24 protein-coding genes and 1 tRNA gene are annotated in these 26,260 nt (G+C 66.8%); 8 read left to right on the top strand and 17 right to left on the bottom strand.

Going from position 1 to position 26,260, the window contains the following annotated elements:
• Positions 1-168: 168 nt before the first annotated feature.
• The 10 genes from BDW41_RS01215 to BDW41_RS01260 form a co-directional block, all read right to left on the bottom strand.
• Positions 169-1,569 carry an FAD/NAD(P)-binding protein gene (locus BDW41_RS01215; RefSeq protein WP_074547278.1) on the bottom strand — a complete coding sequence of 467 codons (1,401 nt, stop codon included), beginning with the start codon at positions 1,567-1,569 and terminating at the stop codon, positions 169-171.
• Positions 1,570-1,850: 281 nt separating this feature from the next.
• Complete coding sequence (gene hisIE / locus BDW41_RS01220; protein WP_074547277.1) at positions 1,851-2,483, bottom strand: bifunctional phosphoribosyl-AMP cyclohydrolase/phosphoribosyl-ATP diphosphatase HisIE; 633 nt, start codon at positions 2,481-2,483, stop codon at positions 1,851-1,853.
• A gap of 51 nt (positions 2,484-2,534) precedes the next feature.
• On the bottom strand, positions 2,535-3,305 hold the full coding sequence (gene hisF / locus BDW41_RS01225) for an imidazole glycerol phosphate synthase subunit HisF (RefSeq protein WP_074547276.1): 771 nt from the start codon (positions 3,303-3,305) through the stop codon (positions 2,535-2,537).
• Positions 3,299-4,027, bottom strand: a complete 729-nt coding sequence (gene hisA, locus BDW41_RS01230; protein ID WP_074547275.1) for a 1-(5-phosphoribosyl)-5-[(5-phosphoribosylamino)methylideneamino]imidazole-4-carboxamide isomerase — start codon at positions 4,025-4,027, stop codon at positions 3,299-3,301. The genes hisF and hisA overlap by 7 nt, the downstream gene beginning before the upstream one ends.
• On the bottom strand, positions 4,024-4,614 hold the full coding sequence (hisH, locus tag BDW41_RS01235) for an imidazole glycerol phosphate synthase subunit HisH (RefSeq protein ID WP_074547274.1): 591 nt from the start codon (positions 4,612-4,614) through the stop codon (positions 4,024-4,026). The genes hisA and hisH overlap by 4 nt, the downstream gene beginning before the upstream one ends.
• On the bottom strand, positions 4,614-5,678 hold the full coding sequence (hisB, locus tag BDW41_RS01240; protein WP_074547273.1) for a bifunctional histidinol-phosphatase/imidazoleglycerol-phosphate dehydratase HisB: 1,065 nt from the start codon (positions 5,676-5,678) through the stop codon (positions 4,614-4,616). Before hisB ends, hisH begins: the two co-directional genes overlap by 1 nt.
• 5 nt (positions 5,679-5,683) lie before the next feature.
• On the bottom strand, positions 5,684-6,781 hold the full coding sequence (hisC, locus tag BDW41_RS01245; protein ID WP_074547272.1) for a histidinol-phosphate transaminase: 1,098 nt from the start codon (positions 6,779-6,781) through the stop codon (positions 5,684-5,686).
• A complete protein-coding gene (gene hisD, locus BDW41_RS01250; RefSeq protein WP_074547271.1) occupies positions 6,778-8,085 on the bottom strand; it encodes a histidinol dehydrogenase in 1,308 nt (435 codons plus the stop codon). The genes hisC and hisD overlap by 4 nt, the downstream gene beginning before the upstream one ends.
• Before the next feature lie 27 nt (positions 8,086-8,112).
• On the bottom strand, positions 8,113-9,006 hold the full coding sequence (gene hisG / locus BDW41_RS01255) for an ATP phosphoribosyltransferase (RefSeq protein WP_074547270.1): 894 nt from the start codon (positions 9,004-9,006) through the stop codon (positions 8,113-8,115).
• On the bottom strand, positions 9,003-9,338 hold the full coding sequence (locus BDW41_RS01260) for a YerC/YecD family TrpR-related protein (protein ID WP_074547269.1): 336 nt from the start codon (positions 9,336-9,338) through the stop codon (positions 9,003-9,005). The genes hisG and BDW41_RS01260 overlap by 4 nt, the downstream gene beginning before the upstream one ends.
• 237 nt (positions 9,339-9,575) lie before the next feature.
• Between BDW41_RS01260 and BDW41_RS01265 the strand changes: the two genes are divergently transcribed.
• The 3 genes from BDW41_RS01265 to BDW41_RS01275 are packed head-to-tail and all read left to right on the top strand — an operon-like array spanning position 9,576 to position 12,223.
• Positions 9,576-10,034: a MarR family winged helix-turn-helix transcriptional regulator gene (locus tag BDW41_RS01265; protein WP_074547268.1), complete on the top strand. Its 459-nt coding sequence runs from the start codon at positions 9,576-9,578 to the stop codon at positions 10,032-10,034.
• Positions 10,031-11,575: an MDR family MFS transporter gene (locus BDW41_RS01270; RefSeq protein ID WP_083337542.1), complete on the top strand. Its 1,545-nt coding sequence runs from the start codon at positions 10,031-10,033 to the stop codon at positions 11,573-11,575. The genes BDW41_RS01265 and BDW41_RS01270 overlap by 4 nt, the downstream gene beginning before the upstream one ends.
• Positions 11,576-11,584: 9 nt before the next feature.
• Positions 11,585-12,223, top strand: coding sequence for a DUF998 domain-containing protein (locus BDW41_RS01275; RefSeq protein WP_074547267.1), 639 nt, complete (start codon positions 11,585-11,587; stop codon positions 12,221-12,223).
• 33 nt (positions 12,224-12,256) lie between these two features.
• Here the strand turns inward: BDW41_RS01275 and BDW41_RS01280 are convergent, their stop codons facing one another.
• Positions 12,257-14,149, bottom strand: coding sequence for an aromatic amino acid lyase (locus BDW41_RS01280; protein WP_074547266.1), 1,893 nt, complete (start codon positions 14,147-14,149; stop codon positions 12,257-12,259).
• Between the two features lie 91 nt (positions 14,150-14,240).
• Positions 14,241-15,626 (bottom strand): histidine--tRNA ligase, encoded by a 1,386-nt coding sequence (hisS, locus tag BDW41_RS01285; protein WP_074547265.1) that lies wholly within the window; start codon positions 15,624-15,626, stop codon positions 14,241-14,243.
• Between the two features lie 232 nt (positions 15,627-15,858).
• Between hisS and BDW41_RS01290 the strand changes: the two genes are divergently transcribed.
• Positions 15,859-15,935 (top strand) — tRNA-Pro (locus BDW41_RS01290).
• Positions 15,936-16,327: 392 nt separating this feature from the next.
• The gene (locus tag BDW41_RS01295; protein ID WP_074547264.1) at positions 16,328-17,302 is read left to right on the top strand and encodes a GlxA family transcriptional regulator; all 975 of its coding nucleotides are present in this window, start codon (positions 16,328-16,330) and stop codon (positions 17,300-17,302) included.
• Between the two features lie 130 nt (positions 17,303-17,432).
• Here the strand turns inward: BDW41_RS01295 and BDW41_RS01300 are convergent, their stop codons facing one another.
• Positions 17,433-18,230 carry an SDR family oxidoreductase gene (locus BDW41_RS01300; RefSeq protein WP_074547263.1) on the bottom strand — a complete coding sequence of 266 codons (798 nt, stop codon included), beginning with the start codon at positions 18,228-18,230 and terminating at the stop codon, positions 17,433-17,435.
• A 427-nt stretch (positions 18,231-18,657) separates the two neighbouring features.
• On the opposite strand from BDW41_RS01300, the gene BDW41_RS01305 reads away from it, so the two are divergent.
• The 3 genes from BDW41_RS01305 (at position 18,658) to BDW41_RS01315 (ending at position 22,034) form a co-directional block, all read left to right on the top strand.
• On the top strand, positions 18,658-19,416 hold the full coding sequence (locus BDW41_RS01305) for an alpha/beta hydrolase (protein ID WP_074547262.1): 759 nt from the start codon (positions 18,658-18,660) through the stop codon (positions 19,414-19,416).
• 47 nt (positions 19,417-19,463) lie between these two features.
• Positions 19,464-20,846 carry an epoxide hydrolase family protein gene (locus tag BDW41_RS01310; RefSeq protein WP_233496730.1) on the top strand — a complete coding sequence of 461 codons (1,383 nt, stop codon included), beginning with the start codon at positions 19,464-19,466 and terminating at the stop codon, positions 20,844-20,846.
• 468 nt (positions 20,847-21,314) lie between these two features.
• Positions 21,315-22,034 carry a FadR/GntR family transcriptional regulator gene (locus BDW41_RS01315; protein WP_074547261.1) on the top strand — a complete coding sequence of 240 codons (720 nt, stop codon included), beginning with the start codon at positions 21,315-21,317 and terminating at the stop codon, positions 22,032-22,034.
• 125 nt (positions 22,035-22,159) lie between these two features.
• Here BDW41_RS01315 and BDW41_RS01320 read toward each other — a convergent pair whose 3' ends face one another.
• From BDW41_RS01320 to BDW41_RS01335, 4 genes are all read right to left on the bottom strand, one after another.
• A complete protein-coding gene (locus BDW41_RS01320) occupies positions 22,160-22,972 on the bottom strand; it encodes a ferritin-like domain-containing protein (protein WP_074547260.1) in 813 nt (270 codons plus the stop codon).
• 65 nt (positions 22,973-23,037) lie between these two features.
• Positions 23,038-24,513 (bottom strand): amidophosphoribosyltransferase, encoded by a 1,476-nt coding sequence (purF, locus tag BDW41_RS01325; protein WP_074547259.1) that lies wholly within the window; start codon positions 24,511-24,513, stop codon positions 23,038-23,040.
• A gap of 17 nt (positions 24,514-24,530) precedes the next feature.
• A complete protein-coding gene (locus BDW41_RS01330; protein WP_074547258.1) occupies positions 24,531-25,136 on the bottom strand; it encodes a CvpA family protein in 606 nt (201 codons plus the stop codon).
• Positions 25,137-25,171: 35 nt separating this feature from the next.
• The gene (locus BDW41_RS01335) at positions 25,172-26,221 is read right to left on the bottom strand and encodes an SPOR domain-containing protein (RefSeq protein ID WP_074547257.1); all 1,050 of its coding nucleotides are present in this window, start codon (positions 26,219-26,221) and stop codon (positions 25,172-25,174) included.
• Positions 26,222-26,260: the final 39 nt, after the last annotated feature.

The following is a 26,260-nucleotide window of genomic DNA, read 5'->3' on the forward strand; positions in this document are numbered from 1 at the left end:
CAACATCAGCACGGAAGCATCTGATTTGCGTAAGAGCCCGTTCAATATCCCAGAGCAGGGTCCGATTTCCTCACCGTCATTCCGGCGAAAGCCGGAATGACGGTGAGGGATATAGACGTTGATGCGAAAGTTTGAACAGGTTCCAGGAAGCGCATAACCCATGCCCTCTCACGGCAGCTCACTCGCGCTCTCGCGGGAAACCAGGCTGGCCTGCGACAGCCGCACCGCCAGGCGATGCGCCGCCACGCGAATCTCCGGCATGGCCGTGCACTCCCACAGGTTGCCGCGCAGCAGCGAGCCGATGGCATACAGGCCGGGATGCGGCCGCCCGTCCGCGCTCAGCAGTTGCCCGTCGGCCTGCGCCAGCACGCCCAGCTGCAAGGGGTCGGCCGTGGCCAGTCCATCGCGCAACAACTGCGACAACAAATCGTGGGCGCCATAGGCCACGGCGGTGTCCAGCCCGGTCGCCTGGATCACCAGGTCCGCTTCCAGCACGCTGACCAGCTGGGTCGAGCGCTCGCGCAGCGTCACCTGCAGGGGCGCCGTGCCATCGACATCCAGCACGCGCGCGGCCAGCACCTGCAGGCGGCCTTCCTCGTGCAGCTGGTTGATCGCCTCGCCCGTCGCCGGCGCCATGCGGTGGCGCGCGGCTTCCCAGACCCAGCGCACGTGGCGCAGGAACTGGCGGCGCCGCGCATGCGACAGCTGCTGCCACAGTTGCGCGTTGACCGGCCGCATGCCGTCGATGATGCTGCGCCATTCGGCGTCGCCGGCCGCGCCCTGCATGGCTTCGCGCACCAGCCGGAACATGCGGGCGGCGCCATCGCTGGACAGCAGCGCGCGGTTGAGTTCCTCCTGTCGCGCATACGGCGCCAGCGGCATGGCCGAATGGGTGAACGGCAGCAGCCCGTGGCGCGACACGGCCACCAGCTCCGCATGCGGCCAGCGCAGCGCGGCGGACAACAGCGTGTCCACCGCGGTCAGGCCAGTGCCGATCACCATCACGCGGCGCGGCGCCGACGGATGCCGGTCCAGCCGCCACGGATCCAGCTCGTAGGCGCCGCTGGCCAGCGCCGTGGTGGACACGGTGCGCAACGGCCGCTGCGCCAGCGCGCCCACGGCCAGCACGACCTGCCCCACCTCCAGCCAGCGATCCGCGCCGACGCGCACCGCGTAGCCGCGCTCGCCGCGCGACACGATTTCGCGCGCGCTTTCCGGATGAATGCGGAAACTGCGCCCGGCACGGCGCGCGGCATCGATGCGCGCGCCCACCTGGGCCTGGATGAAATCACCGAAGATGCGGCGCGGCAGGAAATCCGTGCCCTTCACCTGCCCCAGTTGGCGCGACGCATGCTGGATGAAATCCTCGGCATGCTCCTGGAACACGCCCATCGCCGACGCGCGCACGTTCAACAGATGCCGGTCGTCGCCGGTGCCATAGGCCACGCCGCGTCCCGGGGCATGCTGCCCCACGATCCAGTGCACCGTGCCGGCGTCGAACCGGGTCAGCAGTTCGCCGAACGCCGCGGCGCCTGCCGCCCCACCACCGATCACCGCGACATCAGCCATAGCGTCGTCCTCGAAAGGGGGACACAAAATCCTCGCGATCTGCCCTTGGCAGGTCACTACCTGTTGCGTCCCCTTGAAAGAAATCCCGGGTGAAAGCCGCCTTCACATCGCGCGACAGTCACGCCACTCACACCTGGCCATCGCCATCGGCCCAACCACTGCAGCGATTCGTTCCGGTGGATACTTGCCACGTCGTCGTGCCCGGAACACAAGAGACCACAGCACCCGTTAAAGCCGCGCTAGCCCTCCGTGCACTTGCGGCGCGGCTCATTGCCGGCAGGTTATGACGCGGCGCGCACCGCATGCCGCTGTTCCAGCACGGCGGCCACGTCGGACAAACCCAGCCCGCGCGCGCGCAAGGCCACGGCAAGGTGGTAGACGAGATCGGCGGCTTCGCCCAGCAAGGCTTCGTCGTCCTGCGCCACCGCGGCCAGCGCGGTTTCGACGCCCTCCTCGCCCACCTTCTGCGCCATGCGGCGGATGCCGCCTTCGAAAAGCTTGGTGGTGTAGCTGCCGGCCGGGCGCTCCGCATGCCGCTGCGCGATCAACGCATCCAGTTCGGCCAGGAATCCCAGCGGCGGCTGCGCGTCGTCGCCGAAGCAACTGCTGGTGCCGTTATGGCAGGTTGGACCGTGCGGCTCGGCAAGCACCAGCAAGGTATCGGCATCGCAATCCATGCGCACGGACTTGAGCGCCAGCACGTGGCCCGAGCTTTCGCCCTTGGTCCACAGGCGCTGCTTGCTGCGGCTGAAGAACGTCACTTGGCCGCGTGCCTGCGTGGCCGCCAGCGCTTCGGCATTCATGTAGCCCAGCATCAGCACTTCGCCCGTCAGCCAATGCTGCACGATGGCCGGCAGCAGGCCGTCGCCTTTGGCCCAGTCGAGTGGGGAGGGATCGAGGGTGGTGGTGTTCATCGCGAATCTCTTCTGAAAACGTGCCGATCCACCGGATCGGCGCACGGTCGATTACAGCCTTACGTCCACGCCCCACGCCCGCAGCGATTGCTTGAGCGCGGGAATGGCGATCGCACCGGAATGGAACACGCTGGCCGCCAACGCGCCATCCACATCCGCCTGTACGAACGCATCGCGGAAATGCTCCGGTGCACCGGCGCCGCCCGAGGCGATCAGCGGCACCTGGCACAGGCGGCGTACCGCCGTGAGCTGTTCCAGGTCGTAGCCCTGGCGCACGCCGTCGCTGCCCATGCAGTTGAGCACGATCTCGCCGGCGCCGCGCTGCTGCGCTTCGGCCACCCAATCCAGCGTGCGGCGTGGCAGCGCCTGCGTGCGCGACGGGTCGCCGGTGTACTGGCGCACGCGCCATTCGCCATCGGCATCGCGCAGGCTGTCGATGCCCACCACCACGCACTGCACGCCGAACGCCGCGGCCAGTTCGTCGATCAGGTCGGGACGTTCCAGCGCCGGCGAGTTCACAGAGATCTTGTCCGCGCCCGCATGCAGCACGGCACGCGCTTCCTCCACGCTGCGGATGCCACCGGCCACGCAGAACGGGATGTCGATCACGCTGGCCACGCGCTCCACCCAGCCGCGATCAACGCTGCGGCCTTCCGGGCTGGCGGTGATGTCATAGAACACCAGCTCGTCGGCGCCTTCGTCGCGGTAGCGCAGCGCGAGATCGACGATCTCGCCCATCACCACGTGATCGCGGAAGCGCACGCCCTTCACGACCTTGCCGTCACGCACGTCCAGACAGGGAATCAGGCGACGGCTCAGCATGCCAGCGCATCCTTCAGGCTGAAGCGGCCTTCGAGCAGGGCGCGACCGAGAATGACGCCGCGCGCGCCGGCATCGCGCGCCGCGCGGATATCGTCCAGCGAACGCACCCCGCCGGAAGCCTGCACCGCCATCGTCGGCACGGCCGAGGCGAGGTAGCGGTAAAGGTCGAGATTGAAGCCGGCCAGCATGCCGTCGCGGTCGATGTCGGTGCACAGCAGGTGCGTGGCGCCGCGCGCCGCATACCAGGGCGCGAGATCGTCCAGCGTGCGCGATTCGGTTTCCGTCCAGCCCGCGCTTGGCAGCGTCCATGCGCCGTCGCGATGCAGCGTATCCAGCGCGAGCGTGAACTTCTCCGCGCCGCGCAGGGCCAGCCAGCCTTCCACCGTTTCCGGCTCGCGAATGGCCAGGCTGCCGAGCACCACGCGGGACACGCCGGCGCCGAGCAGCCGCTGCACGTCCGCCTCGGAACGCACGCCACCGCCCGCCTGGATGCGCATGCCATCGCGGGCAATCGCCTCGATGACTTCGAGATTCTCCAGGCTGCCGCCGCGCGCGCCGTCCAGGTCCACCAGATGCAGCCACTGGGCGCCGGCTTGGGCATAGTCGTGCGCCAGCGAGCGCGGGTCGACGTCATAGGTGGTCTGCTGCGCATAGTCGCCCTGCTTCAGGCGCACGACGCGACCGGCGCGCAGATCGATGGCGGGAATGACCGTAAAGCTCATAGTTCGAGGAAGTTCTTCAACAGGCGGGCGCCGACCTGAGCCGAGCGCTCGGGGTGGAACTGCATGCCATGGAAATTGCCGCGCGCGATCACCGAGGCGAACTCGCCGCCGTAGTCGGTAGTCGCTAGTGCGTAGTCGCCCGTGGGCACCGCGTAGCTGTGCACGAAATAGGCCCAGTCGCCATCGGCCAATCCTTTGAGCAGGTCGTGATCGCGATGCGGCCGCAGGCGATTCCAGCCCATGTGCGGCACGCGCAGGCCGGGTTCCTCGACGAAACGCTTCACCGTGGCGGGTATCACGCCCAGGCAGGCCGTATCGCCCTCTTCCGAGCGCTCGCACAGGAGCTGCATGCCCAGGCACACGCCAAGCACCGGCTGCGTCAGCGAGCGCATCAGCTCCACCAGGCCCAGTTCGCGCAGGCGCGTCATGCCGGGGCCGGCGGCGCCGACACCGGGCAGGATCACCTTGTCCGCCGCGCGAATGACCGCCGCGTCCGAGGTCAGCGCTGCGTCCACGCCCAGGCGTTGCAACGCGTAGCGCACGGAGCCGATATTGGTGCCGCCGGCATCCACCAGGACCACGCTCATCACAGCGCTCCCTTGGTGCTCGGCAACTCGCTGCCTTCGCGGCGAATGGCCTGCCGCAACGTGCGCGCCACTACCTTGAAGCAGGCTTCCACCATATGGTGCGCATTCTCGCCGCGCACGCTCAGGTGCAGGTTGGCGCCCAGTGTCTCGCACAGCGACCGGAAGAAGTGCGGCACCAGTTCGGTGGGAATGTCGCCCACGCGCTCGCGCGGGAACTGCCCTTCGAACACGAAGTAAGGCCGCCCGGAAAGGTCCAGCGCCGCACTCGCCTGTGATTCGTCCATGGGCAGCACGAAACCGTAGCGGCCGATGCCGCGCTTGTCGCCCAGCGCCTGACGCAATGCCTGGCCGAGCGCCAGCGCGCAATCCTCGATGGTGTGATGCTCGTCGATGTGGGTATCGCCATCGCAGCGCAGCGCCAGCGCGAAACCGCCGTGCTTGCCGATCTGTTCCAGCATATGGTCGAAGAAGCCCAGGCCGGTGTGGATCTGCGGCTCGCCAGGCTTGTCGAGATTCACGCTCACGGTGATGCGCGTTTCGCGCGTGTTGCGTTCCACCGTGGCCATGCGCGGGCCGTCCAGCAGCTGGTGCGCGATCTCTTCCCAGGCCAGCCCGTGCGGACCGACCCGGAAGCCGCGCACGCCCAGGTTCGCGGCGAACTGCAAATCCGTCTCGCGGTCGCCGACCATCGCCGACGCCGCGCGGCTCCAGCCGTCATCCGCCAGGTATTGGCGCATCATGCCGATGCCCGGCTTGCGGGTGTCCTTGCGCTCGTGCAGAAAGCTGCGGTCGATCAGCACCTCGCGCACCTTGATGCCTTGCGAAGCAAGGATGCGCATCAGCAGTTCATGCGGCCCGATGAAATCCGCCTCCGGAAAACTGTCGGTGCCCAGGCCGTCCTGATTGGTGACCATCACCAGCTCGTAGCCGGCGGCGACGAAGCGCTGCAGCGCCGCGATCACGCCCGGCAGCAGCGCGAACTTCTCGTAGCTGTCGATCTGGAAATCGTCCGGCTCCTCGATCAGGCAGCCGTCGCGGTCGATGAAAAGGATCTTGCGGCTCATGAGGTTTATCCCGCCACCGTTCCGTTGGTACGTGTGTCGGCCGTCCATGCCAGGTTGTTCAGGACATCGAGCACGCGGTCGTTTTCTTCCGGCGTGCCGATGGTGATGCGCAGTGCGTCCTCGAGTTGCGGATAGCGCTGTATGTCGCGCACCACGATGCCAGCCTCGATCAGGCACGCATAAACGTCCGCGGCCCGGTCAAACCGCACGGCGAGGAAGTTGGCGTGCGAAGGCAGCACTTCGCGCACCACCGGCAGGCCGGCGAGCGCCTGCGCCATGCGTTCACGCTGTTCGCACACGATGGCGATGTGCGCGTGGGCCTGCGCCTGGCCCGCCTCCGACAAGGCCTCCAGCGCCAGCGCCACGCAGGGGCTGGGCAGCGGATACGGCGCCATGATGCGGCGGAGCAAGGCGATCACGGCTTCGTTCGCCAACAGGGTGCCCACGCGTGCACCCGCCAGCGCCCACGCCTTGGAGAGCGTACGCAGCACGGCAAGATTATCGAAACGGTCCAGCAATGCGGCCGCGCTGGGGCCGTCGGAGAATTCGAGATAGGCCTCGTCGACAACGACCAGCGAGCGTCCGCTCAGCTCGCGTGCGAGGCGCTCCACATCGTTCAACGGCACCCGCTGGCCGGTCGGGTTGTTGGGCGTGCACACGAATACCAGCTTCACGGCCGGCGTGACGGCGGCCAGCAGCGCATCCACGTCCAGGGTGAAATCCGCCGCCAGCGGCACCGTCACCACGCCGGCGTTCTGGATGCGCGCGCTCACCGCGTACATGCCGAACGTCGGCGGCTGGATGGCGATGGCGTCCTGCCCGGCGCGGCAGAAGGCACGCACCAGCAGGTCGATGGCTTCGTCGCTGCCCCGCCCCACCAGCACCTGCGCGCTGCGCACGCCGTACAGGCGCGCGAGCGCATCGATCAGCGCCGCCGGCTGAGGGTCCGGGTAACGGTTGCACGACAGGTCGTGGTCTCCCGGCGGCGCCCACGCGGATTCGTTGGCATTGAGCAGCACGCGGCCGCCGCTGGCTTCCATGCGGGCAGACGAATACGGCTGCAGCGCGCGGATCTCCTCACGCGCAAGATCAAGCACGCTCATGCCGCATCCTCCAGCGCCGCCAGCCGCAGCGTGACCGCGCGCCGGTGCGCCTCCAGCTGTTCCGCCGCCGCGAGCGTCGCGGTGCACGGACCGATGGCGCGCAAGCCCTCCGGCGACAGCTCCTGCACGGTGATCTGCTTCTGGAAGCTGGCCACGGAAACGCCGCTGTAGCTGCGCGCGTAACCATAGGTCGGCAGCACGTGGTTGCTGCCGCTGCAATAGTCGCCGACGGATTCCGGCGTCCACGCACCAAGGAATACCGATCCCGCGCTTTCGATTCCACCCAGCAGCGCACGCGGATCGGCGACCTGCACGATCAGGTGTTCCGGTGCGTAACGATTGCTGACCTCGACCGCCTGCGCCAGCGACGCCACCGCGATAAGGCGGCTCTGCGACAAGGCCTGCTGCGCGATATCGGCCCGGGGCAGCGCGGCGCACTGGCTCGCCACCTCCGCTTCCACCGCATCCAGCAGCGCGGAGGAAGGGCTGAGCAGGATCACTTGCGAATCCGGGCCGTGTTCCGCCTGCGACAGCAGGTCGGCCGCGACGAAGGCGGGATTGGCGCTGTCGTCCGCGATCACCAGCACTTCGGACGGACCGGCCGGCATGTCGATGGCGGCACCCTCCGGATCGGCCGACACCTGCAGCTTGGCCTCCGTGACCCAGGCATTGCCCGGCCCGAACAGCTTGTCGCACTTGGGCACGGTTTCCGTGCCGTAGGCCATGGCGGCGATGGCCTGCGCGCCGCCCAGCTTGAACACGCGATGCACGCCGGTGACGCGCGCGGCGTACAGCACGGCCGCATCGCAGCGCCCATCCGCTCGCGCCGGCGAGCACAACACCACTTCCGCACAACCGGCGATGCGCGCAGGCACGCCCAGCATCAGCGCAGTGGAAGGCAACGGCGCGCTGCCGGCCGGCACGTACAGGCCCACCCGCTGCACGGGACGCAGCATGCGTTCGACACGCACGCCACCGGCGGTATCCAGCGCCACGGGCTGCGGCGCGGCGGCACGGTGAAAGGCGTCGATGCGCGAGGCGGCTTCTTCAATCGCCGCCTTCAGCTCCGGGGCCAGGCGCGCCTCCGCTTCGTTCCACTCGCGCTCCGTGACCTCGATGGCCTGCAGCGCGCAGCGGTCGAGTTTCGCGGTGAGTTCGCGCAGGGCCACGTCGCCATCGGCGCGCACGCGGGCAATGATCTGCTCCACGCCAACGCGCAGGGTTTCGGCGCGGGACTGCGCCGGGCGGGACAGCGCCGTGCGCTGTTCCTGCGTATCCAAGGTGTTCCAGTCCAGGCGATTCATGGGTTTCGCTCGTTCAATCCGCCCGCGTCACGCGAGCATCTTCTCGACCGGCAGCACGAACATTTCGCGCGCGCCGGCCTTCTTGATCTCTTCCAGTTGCCGCCAGCTGACTTCGCCGGCACACAACGCCTGCAGCATGAGCTGGTCGGGCTGCCCCGCTACCGGCAGCAAGGTCGGCTGCGGGCCGCCCGGCAGCAGGCGGACCACCGCATCGAGCGCGCCGCGCGAGGTCTGCAGCAGGAGCAGCCGCGATTCGCGCACCTGGATGACGCCGTCGAGCCGCTTGAGCAGCAGGTCGATCATGTCGCCGCGCTCGTCAGTGGGCAGCGCCTGCGGCCCGGCCAGCACGGCTTCGCTCTCCAGCAGCACATCCGCTTCGCGCAACTGATTGGCGACCAGGGTGCCGCCGCTCTGCACGAGATCGCAGATGGCATCGGCCGTACCGAGCCGCGGTGCGATTTCCACCGAGCCCGCCAAGGTGACCACGCCTGCCTCGATGCCGCGCTCGCGCAACCATTCGCCCAGCAGGCCGGGATACGAGGTGGCGATGCGCATGCCCTGCAACTGCGAGGCATCGCGGTAATCCAGCTCCTGCGGCACCGCGACCGACAGGCGGCAGCGTCCAAAGCCCAGCGGCCGCCACTCGGCCAGCGCGGGACCATCGACACCGGCGGTGAGACGGTACTCGCTGAGCACATTGCGCCCGACGATGCCCAGGTCGCACACACCCTGCGCGATCAGGCCGGGAATGTCGTCGTCGCGTACCAGCAGCAGGTCGACGGGTTCGCCCTCGCCGAAGCAGAACAGCTTGTCGCGGCTCTGGCGGAAGGTCAGCCCGCAGCGGTTGAGCAGTTCGAGTGCCGGCTCGGTGAGCCGGCCGGACTTTTGCATCGCGATGCGCAAACGGTCGCGCGGTTTCATGCCTTGGCCTTCTTGGTCGCCGCGCGCTTGCGGGCTGCACGGGCAGCGGCGGCGAGATAGCCGCCGGCGCCCTGGTTGAGATAACGCGCCACACGCCCGATGGTGGTGATGCTGACCGCCGTGCGCTCGTGGATCTCGCGATAGGACACGCCGTCCAGCAGGTAAGGCACCACGCGCCAGCGGTCCACCATCACTTCCAGCTCGGCGGGCGTGCACAGGTCGTGCAGAAAGGCCGACATCTCCTCGGCGTTCTTCAGCGACAGCAGCGCCTCGCACAGGCTCAGCTCGGCGGACTCGGCGGGCGTCTCGGGATCGATGGATCGGCGCTTCATAATGTACTAATGCGTTAATACAGTGGATCGCATCATACGTGGCAAATGCGTCGTTAGCAACCGCCCTGGTGCGGCCTTGCTTCACCAGCCAGCGAACACGGTCAGCCGCAGCAACTTCTTGCGATACACCGACAACAAGGCGCCGGAGCGCTCGCCTGTGCCGCGGCACTCGCCAAAACGACACACCCGGAGTAAATTAGATAGGTAGCCTACCTATTCAAAAGCCAGGAGGAAGGCGTGAGCCCCAACACGTCCGCCGAAGCCGACGCCCGCGAGCTGGCCGAACAATTGCGCCCGGCGCTGCGGCGCCTCTTCCGCCAACTGAAACGGCATACCGACGACGAGCCTATCTCGCCGCTGCATACGCCGTTGCTGGTCACCATCCTGGAAAACCCAGGCATTGGCGTGGGCGAGCTCGCACAGATGGAAGGCTTGCGCAGCCCGACCATGAGCGGACACATCAACAGCATGGTCGCCGCGGGGCTGGTGAAACGAACCGAACCCAAGGCAGGCGACCGCCGCCGTGTTGGCCTGGTGGTGACGCCGCATGGGCGCGCCCTCATCGATGCGAAGCGCAAGCGGCGCACCGACCAGCTGGTCAGGGCACTCGCCCAACTGTCGCCAGCCGCGCGCAACACCCTGCGTGCCGCGATTCCGGCCTTGAACGACATCGAACTGAGCGATACCGACGCATGAGCACTCCCGCCACCACGACCGACGCGCCTTCGCACGTCATTCCTCGCCCTTCCGAGCAGGAGGTCAACCGGGTCTTTACCGGCCTGATCATCGTGCTGGCGCTGGGCGCCATCGACCAGAGCATCGTCGCCACCGCCCTGCCCCGCATCGTGAGCGACCTGGGCGGCATCAGCCATCTGTCGTGGGTGGTGACGGCCTATATCCTCGCCTCCACCGCCACCATGCCGCTGTACGGCAAGCTGAGCGACCAGTACGGCCGCAAACCGGTAATGTACGTCGCCATCATTACCTTCCTGCTTGGCTCGGTGCTGAGCGGCGCGGCGCGCAACCTGCTGGAGCTGATCATCTTCCGCGCCATCCAGGGTGCAGGCGCCGGCGGCCTGGTGCCGCTGTCGCAGATCATCATCGGCGACATGGTGTCGCCCACGCAGCGCGGCAAGCGGCAAGGCATCGCCGCGGGCGTGTTCGCGCTGTGCAGCGTGGTGGGCCCGGTGATCGGCGGCGTCATCACTGACCTGCTCTCGTGGCACTGGATCTTCTACGTCAACCTGCCGGTCGGCGCGGTGGCCCTGGCGATACTCGCGCGTTCGCTGCGCCAGTACACGCCGCTGCACGCACGGCGTGTCGACTACCTCGGCTCGCTGCTGATGACCGCATGCACGGTCGCCTTCCTTCTGGTGCTGACGCTCGGCGGCGGCGAATGGCCTTGGGCTTCCATGCCCATCCTCTCGCTCAGCGCCTTCGCCCTGGTCACGGGCGTGCTGTTTGTCAGGCATGTGCAGTTCGAGCCCGAGCCGGTACTGCCACTCGCGCTGTTCCATAACCGCGTGTTCGTGATCTCCAGCGTGGTGATGGCCTTGACCTTCATGGGGCTGATGGGCGCAACGGTGTTCTTTCCGCTGTTCTTCCAGCTGGTGATGGGCGTGAGCCCGGCCAGCTCCGGCATCCTCACCGGCCCGATGATGCTGGGCATCGCCATCTCCGCCCTGTTCAACGGGCGCGTACTGCTGCGCGCCGGCCGCTACAAGACCACCGTGGTGATGGGACTTGCCGTGGCCACGCTGTCCTTTGGCGTGCTGGCCTGGAGTGCGGCGACCGCGCAGAGCCTGTGGATCATCGAGCCGTCCATCTTCATTCTCGGCCTGGGCCTGGGTCTGGTGATGCCCAACGTGACCATCGCCGTGCAGAGCGCGCTGGCGCCCGTGCATCGAGGCGTGGGCACGGCCACGCTCACGTTCTTCCGTTCGCTGGGCGGGCTGGTCGGCGTGGCGGGCTCCGGCGCCATCCTGGCATGGCGACTGCGCGGCAGCGGCCAGGCATCCATGCCGGCCACGATGATGCCCGAAGGCGGCGGCATGGCGAACCACCCAGCACTGCAGCATGTCACCGATGCGGCGATCATGGTGTATCGCCATGCGATCGCCTCGACCTTCATCGTCGGCGCATGCATGGTCGCCTGCGCCTTCATACTCATCCTGCTGTTGCCGGAAGTTCCGCTGAGCGATCATCATCACGCCGCGCCCGCACCGGTCGCAGACTGAGAATGCCTGATGATCGCCTCGCGGCGTAACGCCCCGCTCGCATGGTCGGCCGGCTGGATCGCCATAGCCGTGATCGTCTTTGCGATCACGGCCTGCACCTTGCAGTACACACGAACCGATCTCGATCCCGTGACCATGCCATTGAGCGCCTATCTGCGCGGCCCCGGCGGTGCGTGGCTGCGCATGGCTTACTACTTGATGGCGAGTGCGCTGGCCTGCCTGGCATGGGCGAGCTGGCGCGCCACGAGTAATGAACTACGCAGCGGATTGGCCAGCAGCCTGTTCGTCGTGCCGGCGCTGGCGCTGCCCGTGGTTGCGGTGACGGTGCTCTACGAGCACACGCCCGGCGAAAACCTCGCACGCCTGATCCACGGCGAGGCGGCACAGACGACCTTCCTCTGCCTGGTCGTGGGCATGTTGCTGGTGTCGATGCGCTGGCTGCGCGATGCACGCATGCGCCATGGCGGCGTTGCCGGCGCGGTGCTCGCGTGGCTGGCCTTCGTGCAGATGTGGGTGCTGGCGCTGTGGAAAGGCCTGCCACCCGGACTCACGCAGAAGGCGCTGATCGTGCTGATCCTGCTGTGGCTGGCATGGGCGGCGCGACAGCTGTGGCGCAGAAGCACACGGCCGGATCACGCCGCACCGTAGAAAAAGGGCGCCGAAGCGCCCTCTTTCATCCCGTTACTGTGCGAACGTTCGCTGCCGCACCAGTTCGCACACCGTGCGCACGTCGCCATCCATCGCGCGATCGCGCGACATGAAACCGATGTGCTGGCGCAACGTGTCGTGCGCCTTGCGCACGGCTGAGCCGGCATGGAAGTCGCCGACGTTCGCCAGGGCGGCCGTCAGCTGCTTCACTTCGTCGATGAATTGCTCGTAATGCGCATGCCCTTCGCGCGGCGCGTTGGATACCTTGCGCGCCAGCGCCTGCCAGTCGCCGCGCGCAGCCAGGCGGCAGGCGGCGTTGAGCATGGCCTGGCGGAAATCCAGCGCCTGCGCGGCGGTATAGAGCTCCAGCGCGATGACGTGGCTCAGGTCTTCCATCATTTCCAGCACGTGGCGCGCCTCGTTGGCGCCCATCGACACGTGGTCTTCCGCGTTCGCGCTGGTCGGCACGGAATACACGCTGGCTGGATGCGCACGCGTGGCCAGGTCGTTCACCAATGCCGCGGCGGTGTACTGCACGATCATGAAGCCCGAATCGGTGCCGTCCTCGTTGCCGGTGAGGAAGGCCGGCAGGCCGTCGTTGGTGGCGGGGTCGACCAGCTTGTTGAGGCGACGCTCGGAAATGGACGCCAGCACCGGGATGGCCGCCTTGACGTAGCTCATCGCCAGCGCCAGCGGCATGCCGTGGAAATGGCCGGCCGAGATCACCTGCTCCTCGATGAATTGCGCGTCTTCCGCCTCCGGGAAGATCAGCGGGTTGTCGGTGACCGAGTTGAGCTCGATGTCGATCACGCGGCAGGCCTGTGCCCAGGCATCGCGCACGGCGCCATGCACCTGCGGCATGCAGCGCAGGCAATAGGCGTCCTGCGGCTGATGCTTCTTGCCGCCCTTGAACGGCAGAAAGCGCGCGTAGAAGGCTTCGCGCCCGTGGCGCTGATTCGCAGGCACCCAATCCCAGCCGATGTCGAAGGTCAGCGCCTGATCCGCCGGATCGGCCCAGGCCTCGGCCGACCACTGCTTGAAGCGCGGCACCAGGTGATAGGGAATGTCCACCAGCGTGCTGCCCGCGAGTAGGCCGCGCACGTTGGCGGCGGCATCGACCTGCCCCGGATGCGGACGCAGCGCGTGCACTTCGGGGCGCAGCGCGCCGCTGCGGCCGGCGAATGCATCGAGCGTCATCGCGGCAGCGAGATCGGCCAGCTCCAGCAGGTGTTCCAGCTCGTCCAGCGCGAGCGTGGCGGTGGCCAGCATCTGCGCCGTGCCGTTGTTCAGCGCCAGGCCTTCCTTGAAGGAGAGGCGGATCGGCGCGAGGCCCGCGCGCTTGAGCGCCTCAGCGCCCGGGAGCCGCTCGCCCTGGTAGAACGCCTCGCCACCGCCGAGCAGCACGATGGCCAGATGCGACAGCGGGGCCAGGTCGCCGCTGGCGCCCACCGAGCCCTTCTCCGGCACCACCGGCACCACGCCCGCGTTGAGCATGGCGGTCAGCGCCTTGAGCGTTTCCACGCGAATGCCGGAGTGGCCGCGCATCAGCGTGTTGATGCGGATCACCAGCATCGCGCGCACCACGTCCGGCGCGAACGGCTTGCCCACGCACACGGCGTGGGTGGTGATCAGGTTGTGCTGCAGTTCTTCAAGCAGCGTGCCTTCGGGCTTGTCAGGGTTGCCGCCTGGCAGCTCGTCGCGCAGGCGATGTGCACCAAGCAACTTGTCGGCGTTGCTGCCGAAGCCGGTGGTGACGCCGTAGGTGGGTTCGCCGCAGCTCACCTTGTCGGCGAGGAAATCGGCGGCGCGCTGCACGCGCTTGAGCTGCGTCTCGTCCAGCTCCACGCGCAGGCCATGGCGCGCCACGGCCACCAGCTGTTCGCGGGTCAGGCTGTTGCCGTCCAGGAGTATGGTCTTTGCGGTCATGCTTGGCTCCAGCCCGGACGGGCCATCTCAGGTTGTAAGGTGCGGCCGCCGCGACGCACGGCCGCGGCGGCGGGGATCACGCGGGCGACGCTCAGGCGCCGACGTCGGCCTGCGCCAGTTCGACGCGCAAGGTCTTGATGAGTTCCGCGCGCGGCACTTCGAACTGGTCTTCGCGGCGCAGGTCCTTCACGGTCACCACGCCCTTGGCGAGTTCGTCCTCGCCCAGCACGACCACGAAGCGGATGCCCGCGCGGTCGGCGTACTTGAACTGCTTGCCCAGCTTGCCGCCATCGAGCACCACCTCGGTGGCGATGCCGGCGCCGCGCAACTCGCCCGCCACGGCCAGATAGGCCGGCAGTTGCGCCGGATCCATCTGCGTCACCAGCACGTCCACCGTGCTGCGCGCGGTGCCGATCAGGCCGGCATCGCGCAGCTGCCAGTACAGGCGCGTGAGGCCGATGGAAATGCCCACGCCCGGCAGGTGCGACTTGGTGTACTGGCCGGCCAGGTTCTCGTAACGGCCACCCGAGCAGATCGAGCCGATCTGCGGGTGGTCGTTCAGCGTGGTCTCGTAGACGGTGCCCGTGTAGTAGTCCAGGCCGCGCGCGATGGAGAGGTTCAGCGCGTAGTGCGACTCCGGCACGCCGAAGGCATGGATCAGGCCCAGCACTTCCTTCAGTTCCGCACGGCCCTGCTCCATTGCCTCCGGGCCGGGGCCCAGCGCGTCGAGCTTGTCGTAGGCGTCCTGCAGCGAGGTCGAGCGCACCTGCACGAAATCGAGGATCTTCTGCGCGGTATCCGCGCTCAGGCCGAACGCCTCGCCGGTGAGCGTATCGCGCACGTAGTCGGCGCCGCGCTTGTCGAGCTTGTCCACCTCGCGCAGCACCAGCGTCTGCTGCTCGCCGTCGGTGACGCCCAGGCTCTCGAAGAAGCCGCGCATCAGCTTGCGGTTGTTGAGCTGGATGGTGAACGGGCCGATGTTGAGCTCGCGGAACACGCTGTAGATCACCGCGGGCAGCTCGGCGTCATAGCGCACCGACAGGCTGTCCTTGCCGATCACGTCGATGTCGCACTGGTAGAACTCGCGGAAACGGCCGCGCTGGGCGCGCTCGCCGCGGTACACGCGCTGCATCTGGTAGCGGCGGAATGGGAAGGAAAGGTCGTGCTCGTGCTCGGCCACGTAGCGGGCCAGCGGCACGGTCAGGTCGAAACGCAGCGCCAGCTCCGGCACGCCATCGCCCTTCTCGGCATTGGCCAGGGCGCCGGTGGACTGCACGAAATACACCTGCCGCTCCGTCTCGCCACCGGTCTTGGTGAGCAGCACGTCCGAGAATTCCATCACCGGCGTTTCCACCGGCAGAAAGCCAAAGCGCTCGTAGTTGCGGCGGATCACGTCGAGCATGCGCTGGAACGCGATCTGGTCGAGCGGCAGCAGCTCGAGCACGCCGGGCATGGTGCGGGCCTGGGTAAGCGCCATGAAATCCTCTGCTAAGCGGTGTGGGAGGCCGGCCAGCCGCCCGTGGGCGTGCGGTTCGACCGAGCCGTATAGATTAGCAGAACGCTAATCGTCACCCCGCCCCGGAATAGCGCTGCGCTAGCGCCGGGCCCACCTCAAGCACGGCTGCGACGGGCCTGCCGGACTTTGTGAAGAAAATTTTTCACAAAGTGTTGCCAAGCCCCCGGAGGGTCATTAAGATACGCGGCTCCCACGGGGTGTAGCTCAGCCTGGTAGAGCGCTACGTTCGGGACGTAGAAGTCGCATGTTCGAATCATGTCACCCCGACCAACATTCGAAGTAAGCAAGGCCTGGAAAGCACGCTTTCCGGGCCTTCTTCTTTTGCGGCATCCGCAATGATTTTGAACCATCGCTGCGGACACATCCTTGCGGCGATGGTCCGAAGTGATTCCCTGGCATGGGCGTCACCGCGATCCGCAGACGATAGCGCGCTCTGAATTGAACGACGTCGAACGACAGCCGCCATCCCCATTGACGACGCACTCCATGATCAGCGGCCTCCTTCAAGGCCGACGCCGTAGAGCCTCCCTGCGACACGAGGGCCAGCGAGCCCGCCGCTCGATTCAGCAAGCCGCCCCATACAAGCCACGACAGTTGTAAACCCTTGAAAGTGCGACTCAAATAGCCACATTGCCAGCTTTTGAGCCACTCGCGAGCGAGCCATGCAGCGCATCGGTTTCCTGGTGTATCCCGGCTTTCAGATCATGTCCCTGGCGGCGGCGTCGGCGTTCGAGTTCGCCAATCTCCGGCTGAAACAGGCCAATTACGAGATCCACTTCGTGTCGGTATCGGGCGGGCCGGTCGTCAGTTCGCTGGGCACGACCATCGACACGGAAGCCATCGGTGAGTCGCGTTTCGATACGTTGCTGATTGTCGGTACGGTGGAGATTCCCGCCGTGGAGGCGTCCGTGCTCGACATCATTCGCGATGCACCGGAAACGACGCGCCGCGTGGCCGCGATCTGCACCGGGGCATTCCTCCTGGCGCAAGCGGGCCGTCTGGACGGACGCCGCGCCACCACGCACTGGGCGCTGGCCAACCGCCTGAAACAGCACTATCCCGCGGTCACCGTGGAGGAAGACCGCATCTTCATCGTCGACGGCAATATCTGGACGTCCGCGGGCATGAGCGCGGGCATCGACATGGCGCTGGCCATGGTGGAAAGGGACCTTGGCAACGAGGTGGCGCGCCAGGTCGCGCAGCGACTGGTCATCTACCATCGCCGCACCGGCGGCCAGTCTCAGTTTTCCGCGCTGCTCGAGCTCGAGCCCAAGTCCGATCGCATACAGAACGCGCTCACCTACGCCAAGAGCCACCTGCGCTCCGCCCTCAGCGTGGAGGAGCTGGCCGCCGCGGCCAACCTGAGTCCCCGGCAATTCAGCCGCGCCTTTACCGCGGAAACCGGGCAATCGCCCGCCAAAGCAGTGGAACACCTGCGCGTGGAAGCGGCGCGACTGATGATGGAGCAGACGCAGCATCCCATCGAGATCATTGCGCGCGAGGTCGGGTTCTCCGACCGCGAACGCATGCGCCGCGCGTTCCTGCGCAGCTTCGGCCAGTCGCCGCAAGCCATGCGCAGGCATTTCGGGGGTCAGCAGGCCAACGCCGTGGAGGGCGACGTGTCGCGTGTTGCCTGAAACAGCGCGGCTGCGTCGACTCGAACCTCCCTATGCCTTTCAGGCATCAGACCAGTAAACGATGAAAAGGGCTCGCATCGTTGCGAGCCCTTTCGACATTGGAACTCACGCCTTCGGTACGTCGACATGCCTATGCGACGAGATAACGCTCCGCAGGCGCGGACCTGGAAAGCTGCGGCAGCAGCTTCGCGCGGGCTTCTTCGTAGGCCGCCAGATCGCCGGCATCCGGCAGCGCCGGGATGGTGAACAGCTCGCCCTGGCGCAGCCCTGCCAATGCGGCATCCACCATGGCGTCCGCCGGCATGACGATGGCCGATGGCAAATGCTCGATCGGCCTGCCCGCCACATCCCAGAACTCCGTCGCCGTAGCACCCGGCAACACGGCCTGCACGCGCACGCCTTTCCCGGCCAGCTCGTGATGCAGTGAACGCGTAAACGCCAGGACATACGCCTTGGAACCGCCGTAGACGCCGTTGAGCAGCTCGGGCGCAATGGCCACGACCGAGGCGATGTTGATCACGGTGCCGCCGCCGCGCGCAACGAAGCCGGGTACCGCGGCATAGGTGAGCCGCGTCAGCGCGCTCACGTTGAGTGAAATGATTTCCGCCATGCGCTCCACGTCCGCCTCGAGCAGCGGCGCGGTCGCACCGAGGCCGGCATTGTTGACCAGCATCGAAAGCGTGCGATCCGTGCGCAACAACTGCTCCACGCCGGCAACGCCCCTGGGGTCGTTCAGATCGGCCTGGAATACCTGCACCGAACGGCCCGTCTCGTCCGTGAGCCGTCGCGCGAGTGCATCCAGCGGTTCGCGGCGACGCGCCACGAGAATGAGGTCGTAGCCGTCGTGGGCCAATCGATCCGCATAGATGGCACCGATGCCGCTGGAGGCTCCGGTGACGAGGGCCGTGCCTTTTTCGAGGGTGGTCATATCGGCGCTCCTGGTCTGCCAGCGGAATGCTGGCCGCATGGCCTCTTTGTAGGGCGAGTCGACACAAACCTAAATGTCGAAGACACCACCTTTTGTGCCATGCGTGCCGATGTGCGCGGCCACTTTGTATCGAAGCGTATCCCGCGCGCACCTCGACACAATGCGTTGCCTTTCCATGGCCGCGCCGACACAGCCTGGATACGCCGGCACGGTTTCATCTGCCTATCGGCCACGGGCCATCACACGTCGCCGGTTGTCCTAAAACGCCGCATTTACGTCATTTCAGGCTTGTGCGGAGAACCCAACATAGGAACACCGCGCGGCTGCTTTTTCTCCAGCAACGCTTTCACCCCACGGCAAGACGATCCAAGCGTCGCCGCGCCTGCACCGGCGTTACGCCATCACCGATACAACTCAGGAGACACCTATGTTCAAGCTGCACAAGGCGCTACTCGGCGCCCTCTTGTCCACCCTGGCCGGCACGTCGGCTCATGCCGGATCGATGCCCGCGACAAAGGACATCGTGCTGGTCCACGGCGCATTCGTGGATGGTTCGGGCTGGCGCGCCGTCTACGACATCCTGAAGAAGGACGGCTACCACGTCACCGTCGTGCAGGAGCCGCTCACCGGCCTGGCCGATGACATCGCGGCCACCAGGCGCGTGATCGATCAGCAGACCGGGCCGATCGTGCTGGTTGGCCACAGCTATGCCGGCTCCATCATCACCGATGCGGGCAACGACCCCAAGGTGCATGCACTGGTTTACGTGGCCGCCTTCCAGCCGGATGCGCATGAAACCATCGGGGCGCTAGTGTCCCGGTTCGCGCCGCCGAACGACGCCGTGCGCGCCACGCCGGACGGCTATCTGTACGTCGACCCGGCGAAGTTCCATGCCACGGTGGCGGCGGATGTTCCGGCCTCGGCCACCGAGTTTCTTGCCGATGCGCAGCAGCCGGTGGCCGCCGCCGTATTCGCCACGCCGACCACCGCCGCCGCGTGGCGCACCAAACCGAGCTACGCGATCCTGACCACGCAGGATCACGCGATCAATCCCGATCTGCAGCGCTGGATGTACCAGCGTTCCGGCGCCAGGGTGACCGAAGTGAAGGCAAGCCATGCGGTGTACGCCTCGCAACCCGCCATCGTGGCTCACGTGATCGAGACGGCCGCGCGCCAGTCCAACTGATGGCCACCGACGCGGTGTCCACTCTTCCGAATCAAGGAGAAACCCAAGTGAACTTCAACCCACTGATGGCGGTGGAGCGCTCACGTGCGCACGCCGGCCAGCATGAACCAGCCCATTCGTCCGATACGTTTTCGGCCACCTTGAAAGCATCGGCCATCGCCCATCTCGCCGGCCTTGCCCTGCTGGTTGCAGCCTGCCTGTCAGGAAACGCATCGGCCGCGGAGGCGAGCGTTGCGCCGAACAACGTGCAGTCGCAGGACGACACTTCCATTCGCCCCTTCCATATCGCCATTCCCGAAGCGCAACTGGTCGACCTGCGCAAGCGCATCGCGGAAACGCGCTGGCCGGACAAGGAAACGGTCACCGATCGCACCCAGGGCGCCCAGCTTGCCAAGATGCAGGACCTGATCCGCTACTGGCAGACCGACTACGACTGGCGCAAGGCCGAGGCCAGGCTCAACGCCTTGCCGGAATTCGTGACCACCATCGATGGCGTGGACATCCAGTTCGTCTGGGTGCGTTCGCGCAACCCGCATGCCCTGCCGCTGATCATGACGCACGGCTGGCCGGGTTCGGTGTTCGAGATGATCAAGACCGTCGGCCCGCTGACCGATCCCGTCGCCTATGGCGGCAAGGCGGAAGACTCCTTCGATCTCGTGCTGCCGTCCATGCCGGGTTACGGCTTCTCCGGCAAACCCACGGGCACCGGATGGACGCCCGAACATATGGCCCGCGCCTGGGATGAGCTCATGCGCCGCCTTGGCTACAAGCATTACGTCGCGCAGGGTGGCGACTGGGGCTCGGTGATTGTCGACAAGATGGCCGCGCAAAAACCGGCCGGCCTGCTTGGCATCCACGTCAACATGCCGGCCACGGTACCGGCGGAGATAGCGGATGCCTTGCGCGCCGGCCAACCGGCGCCCGCGGGACTGTCGGACAAGGAGAAAGCCGCCTACAACGCCATGAACAATCTCTACACCAAGGGCGGCGGCTATGCGGCCATGATGGTCACGCGGCCGCAGACGGAAGGCTACGCGCTCGCCGACTCGCCCGTGGGATCGGCCGCGTGGATGTACGACAAGTTCGCCGACTGGACCTACGGCGGCGGCGATCCCGAGCGCTCGTTGACGAAGGACGAAATGCTCGATGACATCACGCTGTACTGGCTCACCAATACGTCGACCTCCGCGGCACGCCTGTACTGGGAAAACAACGCCAACAACTTCAATGCCGTCGACATTTCCATTCCTGCCGCTGTCACGGTGTTCCCGGGCGAGATCTATCAGGCGCCGCGCAGCTGGACGGAACGCGCTTATCACCACCTCATCTACTTCAATGAAGTGGACAAGGGCGGCCATTTCGCTGCATGGGAACAACCGGAACTCTTCAGCGAAGAACTGCGCAAGGCATTTCGTCCGCTTCGCAAGTAAGTGACAGAGCGTGGCCCGCAACTCGTAGCGGGCCACGATTCGTGGCGCGATGGTTGGCATCGCATCGTGCAACGGGAAGACAGCCGATGCCCTCTTCCAGCGCGGAGGCAGCCTATCGCAGCTTTTCCTATTTGCCCCACTATATAACTATACGTCAAAAATCATGGACGCCGGGGCGCAACGCGGTTGCGCCGCACCATGAGGCGGTCGATGAAAGACATGCGGGATGGCCGCGGTGGCGCGCGAAACGCGGCTGACAATGCGGCCAGAGTTATCGCTAACATCGCCGGGGCGGCGCCATGCGCTTGAACACCCAGACGCGTCCTGCAACGTTCGTTCGGGCAGCGGTTATAGTAGGCCGTGCGGAACGTTGCATCGCAGCATGCGTCGGCATCGGAGCGATTTCCGACGTGCGCAAAAGCCGCAAATAATTTTTATCGACCAGCTCCCGGCGGAGAGACATTCACCATGAAATCTTCGGATGCTCGCAGTTTGCACGGCCAAGTGGTCCGTGAACTGGGCACAAGGATCGTTGCCGGCGACCTCAAGCCCGGCGATGTGCTGCCGCGCGAGGACGCCCTGGCGGAAAGCATGCAGGTCAGCCGCAACGCGCTGCGCGAGGCGCTCAAGGTGCTGGCCGCCAAGGGCCTGATCGAGGCGCGCCCGAAAACCGGCACCCGCGTGCGCCCCACCGAAGCGTGGCACCAGCTCGATGCCGACGTGCTGTCCTGGCGCTGCGAATCCATGCCTACCGATGACTTCATCGAGAAGCTGATCGAGATGCGCGAGATCATCGAGCCGGCAGCTGCCTCGGCCGCTGCGCGCCGGCGCACCGCGGCCCAGCTGGCGAAGATCGACAGCGCCTATCGCCAGATGGAGGCCGCGAAGGATTCCAGCGAGTGGGCCAAGGCAGACCTGAACTTCCACAACGCCGTGCTGCAGGCCACCGGCAACGAAATGATGATCTCGCTGTTCTCCGTGATCGAGAGCGTGCTCGGCATGTTCTTCGTGCTGTCGGCGGAAACCGCGGGCAATTTCAAATACTCGCTGCCGCATCACCAGAAGGTACTCGAAGCAATTAAGCGCAGCCAGCCCGAATCGGCCCGCAAGGCCATGCAGGCGATGATCGTGGATTCGCGGGCCAACCTTGAAAAGCGTCGGAAGAAGAGCTTGCGCAAGGTTTCCTGAAGGCGCGGTGCCGGCTTCGCGCCTTGGAGTGCGTTCTAAACCAAAGTCCCCGGCGAAGACCGGACAAGCGCGAAGCGCGCAGAACGCCCGGAGGGCGGCCCGCTCGAGCGCAGCGAGTCATCCAGCTACGACTGCAACGCCAGCGCCGTCAGTTGATCGAGTTCCTCATCGTCGAAACCCGCCTCCAACCGCGCCGGACGATTGAACGGGCCGCGCAAATTGCGGCCCATGTAATCGCGCAACAGATCGAGAAAGGTTTCGCGCGGATCAAGCCCATCGCGTTCGCAGCAATGGCGAAACCAGCGCGTGCCGGCGGCGACGTGGGCCACTTCTTCGCGCAGGATCACTTCCAGAATGGCGACGGTGCGCTCGTCGCCCACCGACAGCAGGCGCTCGATCATGCCGGGCGTCACATCCAGCCCGCGCGCTTCGAGCACGCGTGGCACCAGCGCCATGCGCGCGGTGTCGTGGTGGGCGGTTTTCTCGGCCATTTCCCACAGGCCGTTGTGGGCGTCGAAATCGCCATAGGCGTGACCGAGTTCAGCGAGACGCGCGGAAAGCATGGCGAAATGGCGCGCCTCGTCGTGCGCGCAACTGGCCCAGTCGCGGTAATACGCCAGCGGCTTGCCGCGAAAGCGATAGACCGCATCCCAGGCGAGGTTGATCGCGTTGAATTCGATATGCGCTACGGCGTGTACTAATGCCGCACGGCCTTCGGCGGAACCCAGGCCCCGATGCGGCACCTGGCGTTGCGGCACGAGCAAGGGGCGCTCGGGACGCCCCGGCGCGCCAATGGGCTCGGGAGCCGGCGACGTATCGTCAGGCAGCAGTTCGCCGGCAAGAAAGGCCTGCCACGTCGCATGCGTAAGACGCAGTTTCTCCGCAGGATCGGTGGCGTCGAGGCAACGTTTGGCGGCGGCGTGGAGATCAGTCGTCATGAAAAGTGGTTGCGAGCACCCGCCCTCACCCCAGCCCTCCCCCCGGCAGGGAGAGGGCGCAGAGGTTACGCGCTGCGGCGCGCTGCCTTGGCGTCGTCGGAACGCAGCATCTCGATCTGCTGCAGGTACTGCTGGTCGAGGCCGGTGACGTATTCTCCGGAGAAGCACGAGGTGTCGAAGTGCTTCAGCGTCTCGTTGCCGTCCTGCACGGCCCACACCAGATCCTTGAGGTCCTGGTAGATCAGCCAGTCCGCGCCCAGCACGTCCTGCACTTCCTTCTCGGTATGGCCGGCGGCGACCAGCTCCGAGGCGGCAGGCATGTCGATGCCGTACACGTTCGGGTAGCGCACCGGCGGCGCGGCGGAGGCGAAGAACACGTTCCTGGCGCCGGCATCGCGCGCCATCTGGATGATCTGGCGCGAGGTGGTGCCGCGCACGATGGAGTCGTCCACCAGCAGCACGTTCTTCTTGCGGAACTCCAGCTCCACCGGATTGAGCTTGCGGCGCACGGATTTCACGCGCTCGCCCTGCCCCGGCATGATGAAGGTGCGGCCGATGTAGCGGTTCTTGACGAAGCCCTCGCGGAACGGCACGCCCAGCGCTTCGGCCAGGGCAGAGGCCGCGGTGCGGGCCGTGTCGGGAATGGGGATCACCGCGTCGATGCCGTGGTCCGGACGCTCGCGCAGGATCTTCTCCGCCAGCTTCTGGCCCATGCGCAGGCGCGCCTTGTACACCGACACGTTCTCGATCATCGAGTCCGGGCGGGCCAGGTACACGTATTCGAAGATGCACGGCGCGTGCGTCGCGCCGTCGGCGCAATGGCGGGCGTAGAGCTGGCCGTCGTCGGTGATGAACACCGCCTCGCCCGGCTCCACGTCGCGTAGGCGCTTGAAGCCCAGGATGTCCAGCGCCACCGATTCGGAGGCCACCGCATACTCGCGGCCTTCCGGCGTGACGCGCTCGCCCAGCACCAGCGGGCGGATGCCGTTGGGGTCGCGGAACGCCAGCAGACCGTAGCCCAGCACCAGCGCCAGGCAGGCATAACCGCCACGCGCACGCTGGTGCACGCCGGCCACGGCCTTGAAGATGTGGTCGGGCGTGAGCGCCATGCGGTCCTGGATCTGCAACTCGTGCGCCAGCACGTTGAGCAGCACTTCCGAGTCGGAATCCGTGTTGATGTGGCGGCGGTCGTCCTCGAACATCTCGCGACGCAGCACCTCGGTGTTCACCAGGTTGCCGTTGTGCGCGAAGGCGATGCCGTAGGGCGAGTTGACGTAGAACGGCTGCGCCTCGGACGAGCCTTCGGAGCCGGCCGTGGGATAACGACAATGGCCAATGCCGATGCGACCGCGCAAGCCGCTCATCGCGGTCTGGTTGAACACGTCGCGCACCAGGCCATTGCCCTTGTGCAGGCGCAGGCGGGCGCCCTCCACGGTGGCGATGCCGGCAGCGTCCTGGCCGCGGTGCTGCAGTACCGTCAAACCGTCATAGAGTGACGCAGCGACCTCACTGGTGCCGACGATGCCGATGATTCCGCACATGATGGAAAGCCTGTAATTTAAGAACTGGTTGCCGGGCCGACCGTGGTCGCGGCCGCGGGATGATGCTCGTGCCCGGTCGCTGGCGAAGCGCCCGGAATTCCCGCCGGCAAGGCGGGCAAATGGTCCAGCAGCGCCGGGGGGTTGAGATGGTTGCGGACACTGTCCGGCACCTGCTCGCCCAGCCACGCAGCCATTCCCTTGAACTGCGGCAACAACGCGGAATTCTGCCACCACGGGTCGCGCGTCAGCGCCGTGAAGTTGAGCAGGAACACGCCCAGCGTCACCAGCAGCACGCCCCGCGCGAGGCCAAACAGCATGCCCAGCAGGCGGTCGGTGCCGGACAAGCCGGTGCCTTCCACCAACCGGGCGACCAGGAAGCGCACCAGCGCACCCAGGATCAACACCGTGACGAAGCAGGTGGCGTAACCCGCGGCGATCCGCGCCGAAGGCAGCGAGATCCAGCGCTCGTAGTAACCCGCCACGCTCGGCCCGAGCACCCAGGCCACCCAGAATCCGGCGATCCAGATGCCCAGCGCCAGCACTTCGGAAATGAGGCCGCGCCACAGGCCAATCAAGACCGAGACGCCCAGTACGGCAAGAATGATGTAGTCGGCCCAATTCACCGGGTCACCTCACCGTGGCGGGTTCAGGTTCGTGTTCAGGGCGCGATGACGACGTTGCCGTCCACGCCCAGCTTGCTCTTGATCTGGTCGCGGATGCGCACGGCGTCCGCGCGCTGCGTCTGCGGGCCCGCGCGCACGCGCCACAGCTGCTTGCCGTTCGCATTGACCGTGTCCACGTAGCCGTCGAAACCGTTCGCGCGCAGCTTGTCGCGCAGCGCGTTGGCATCGGCCTGCGTACCCATGGCGGCCACCTGCACCGCCCAGCCACCGGCGCGCGAGGACGAAGCAGCCGCGGTATTCGCGGCGGCGGTCGCCGGCTTGGCGGCCGGCGCGTCGTCCTGCGTCGGCGTGGAGGCGCTGCTTTCCAGGCGAGCCGGGGCGCTCGGGATGGTCTGCGTGATCTTCAGGCGTGCCGCCTCGGCGGCCGCGCGGGATTCGAACGGACCGGCGGTGACCAGGGTCAGCGACTTGCCGCCCTGGGTGATGGCGCGGCCATTGGCGGGATAGCCCAGGCCGCGCACGCGCTGGATCAGGTTCTGCGCGCTGGCGCTGGACGCATAGGCGCTGAGATTGAGCGAATAGGCGCCGTGGGCGGCCGTGGCCGGCGGCAAGGCGGGTTCCTGCGGGGCCGGAACGGTCGGCTTGCTGCTGGCCGTGGTCGCGGCGGCGCCGGTGACGGCGGCCTTGCCCTGCACCGGGATCACCGGCTGGGCAGCGCTCGAACCGGGGCGCGTCACCGTGGTCGGCTCCGGCTTCTGGCCGGCGGTCGGGTCGGTTTCCACGTCGCGCGGGCGGCTGGAGCCGATGTTCACCGTCGCCAGCTGGTCGGTCGAACCCACCGGCGCGGCCGTGGCGGCCGGCGTCGGCACGGCCGGCTTCGGTGCCGGTGCGGCGGTGGAAGCCGGGGCCGCGCCGGGCGTCAGGCTCATGGTCTTGGTCTGCAGATCGCGGTCCGGCGCGGGCGGAATCGCCAGGCTGACCGACTCGTCGCCGCTCGTGGCTGGAGGGTTGCTGGAGATGAACATCGGCACGATAAGCACAGCCAGCGCGATGAGAACGGCAGCTCCCAGCAGACGTGTTTTCAAGACGGACTCCAGACGACGGGGTGCGAGAACGGCGCGATT

This window comes from Dyella sp. AtDHG13 (assembly GCF_003201105.1).
GTDB classification, from domain to species: Bacteria; Pseudomonadota; Gammaproteobacteria; order Xanthomonadales; family Rhodanobacteraceae; genus Dyella; species Dyella jiangningensis_B.

What these genes read in the sequence shown, in the direction of transcription:
- BDW41_RS01215 (WP_074547278.1), bottom strand. Translation starts at nt 1,569, where the DNA reads ATGGCTGATGTCGCGGTGATCGGTGGTGGGGCGGCAGGCGCCGCGGCG.
- hisIE (WP_074547277.1), bottom strand. Translation starts at nt 2,483, where the DNA reads ATGAACACCACCACCCTCGATCCCTCCCCACTCGACTGGGCCAAAGGC.
- hisF (WP_074547276.1), bottom strand. Translation starts at nt 3,305, where the DNA reads ATGCTGAGCCGTCGCCTGATTCCCTGTCTGGACGTGCGTGACGGCAAG.
- hisA (WP_074547275.1), bottom strand. Translation starts at nt 4,027, where the DNA reads ATGAGCTTTACGGTCATTCCCGCCATCGATCTGCGCGCCGGTCGCGTC.
- hisH (WP_074547274.1), bottom strand. Translation starts at nt 4,614, where the DNA reads ATGAGCGTGGTCCTGGTGGATGCCGGCGGCACCAATATCGGCTCCGTG.
- hisB (WP_074547273.1), bottom strand. Translation starts at nt 5,678, where the DNA reads ATGAGCCGCAAGATCCTTTTCATCGACCGCGACGGCTGCCTGATCGAG.
- hisC (WP_074547272.1), bottom strand. Translation starts at nt 6,781, where the DNA reads ATGAGCGTGCTTGATCTTGCGCGTGAGGAGATCCGCGCGCTGCAGCCG.
- hisD (WP_074547271.1), bottom strand. Translation starts at nt 8,085, where the DNA reads ATGAATCGCCTGGACTGGAACACCTTGGATACGCAGGAACAGCGCACG.
- hisG (WP_074547270.1), bottom strand. Translation starts at nt 9,006, where the DNA reads ATGAAACCGCGCGACCGTTTGCGCATCGCGATGCAAAAGTCCGGCCGG.
- BDW41_RS01260 (WP_074547269.1), bottom strand. Translation starts at nt 9,338, where the DNA reads ATGAAGCGCCGATCCATCGATCCCGAGACGCCCGCCGAGTCCGCCGAG.
- BDW41_RS01270 (WP_083337542.1), top strand. Translation starts at nt 10,031, where the DNA reads ATGAGCACTCCCGCCACCACGACCGACGCGCCTTCGCACGTCATTCCT.
- BDW41_RS01275 (WP_074547267.1), top strand. Translation starts at nt 11,585, where the DNA reads ATGATCGCCTCGCGGCGTAACGCCCCGCTCGCATGGTCGGCCGGCTGG.
- BDW41_RS01280 (WP_074547266.1), bottom strand. Translation starts at nt 14,149, where the DNA reads ATGACCGCAAAGACCATACTCCTGGACGGCAACAGCCTGACCCGCGAA.
- hisS (WP_074547265.1), bottom strand. Translation starts at nt 15,626, where the DNA reads ATGGCGCTTACCCAGGCCCGCACCATGCCCGGCGTGCTCGAGCTGCTG.
- BDW41_RS01295 (WP_074547264.1), top strand. Translation starts at nt 16,328, where the DNA reads ATGCAGCGCATCGGTTTCCTGGTGTATCCCGGCTTTCAGATCATGTCC.
- BDW41_RS01300 (WP_074547263.1), bottom strand. Translation starts at nt 18,230, where the DNA reads ATGACCACCCTCGAAAAAGGCACGGCCCTCGTCACCGGAGCCTCCAGC.
- BDW41_RS01305 (WP_074547262.1), top strand. Translation starts at nt 18,658, where the DNA reads ATGTTCAAGCTGCACAAGGCGCTACTCGGCGCCCTCTTGTCCACCCTG.
- BDW41_RS01315 (WP_074547261.1), top strand. Translation starts at nt 21,315, where the DNA reads ATGAAATCTTCGGATGCTCGCAGTTTGCACGGCCAAGTGGTCCGTGAA.
- BDW41_RS01320 (WP_074547260.1), bottom strand. Translation starts at nt 22,972, where the DNA reads ATGACGACTGATCTCCACGCCGCCGCCAAACGTTGCCTCGACGCCACC.
- purF (WP_074547259.1), bottom strand. Translation starts at nt 24,513, where the DNA reads ATGTGCGGAATCATCGGCATCGTCGGCACCAGTGAGGTCGCTGCGTCA.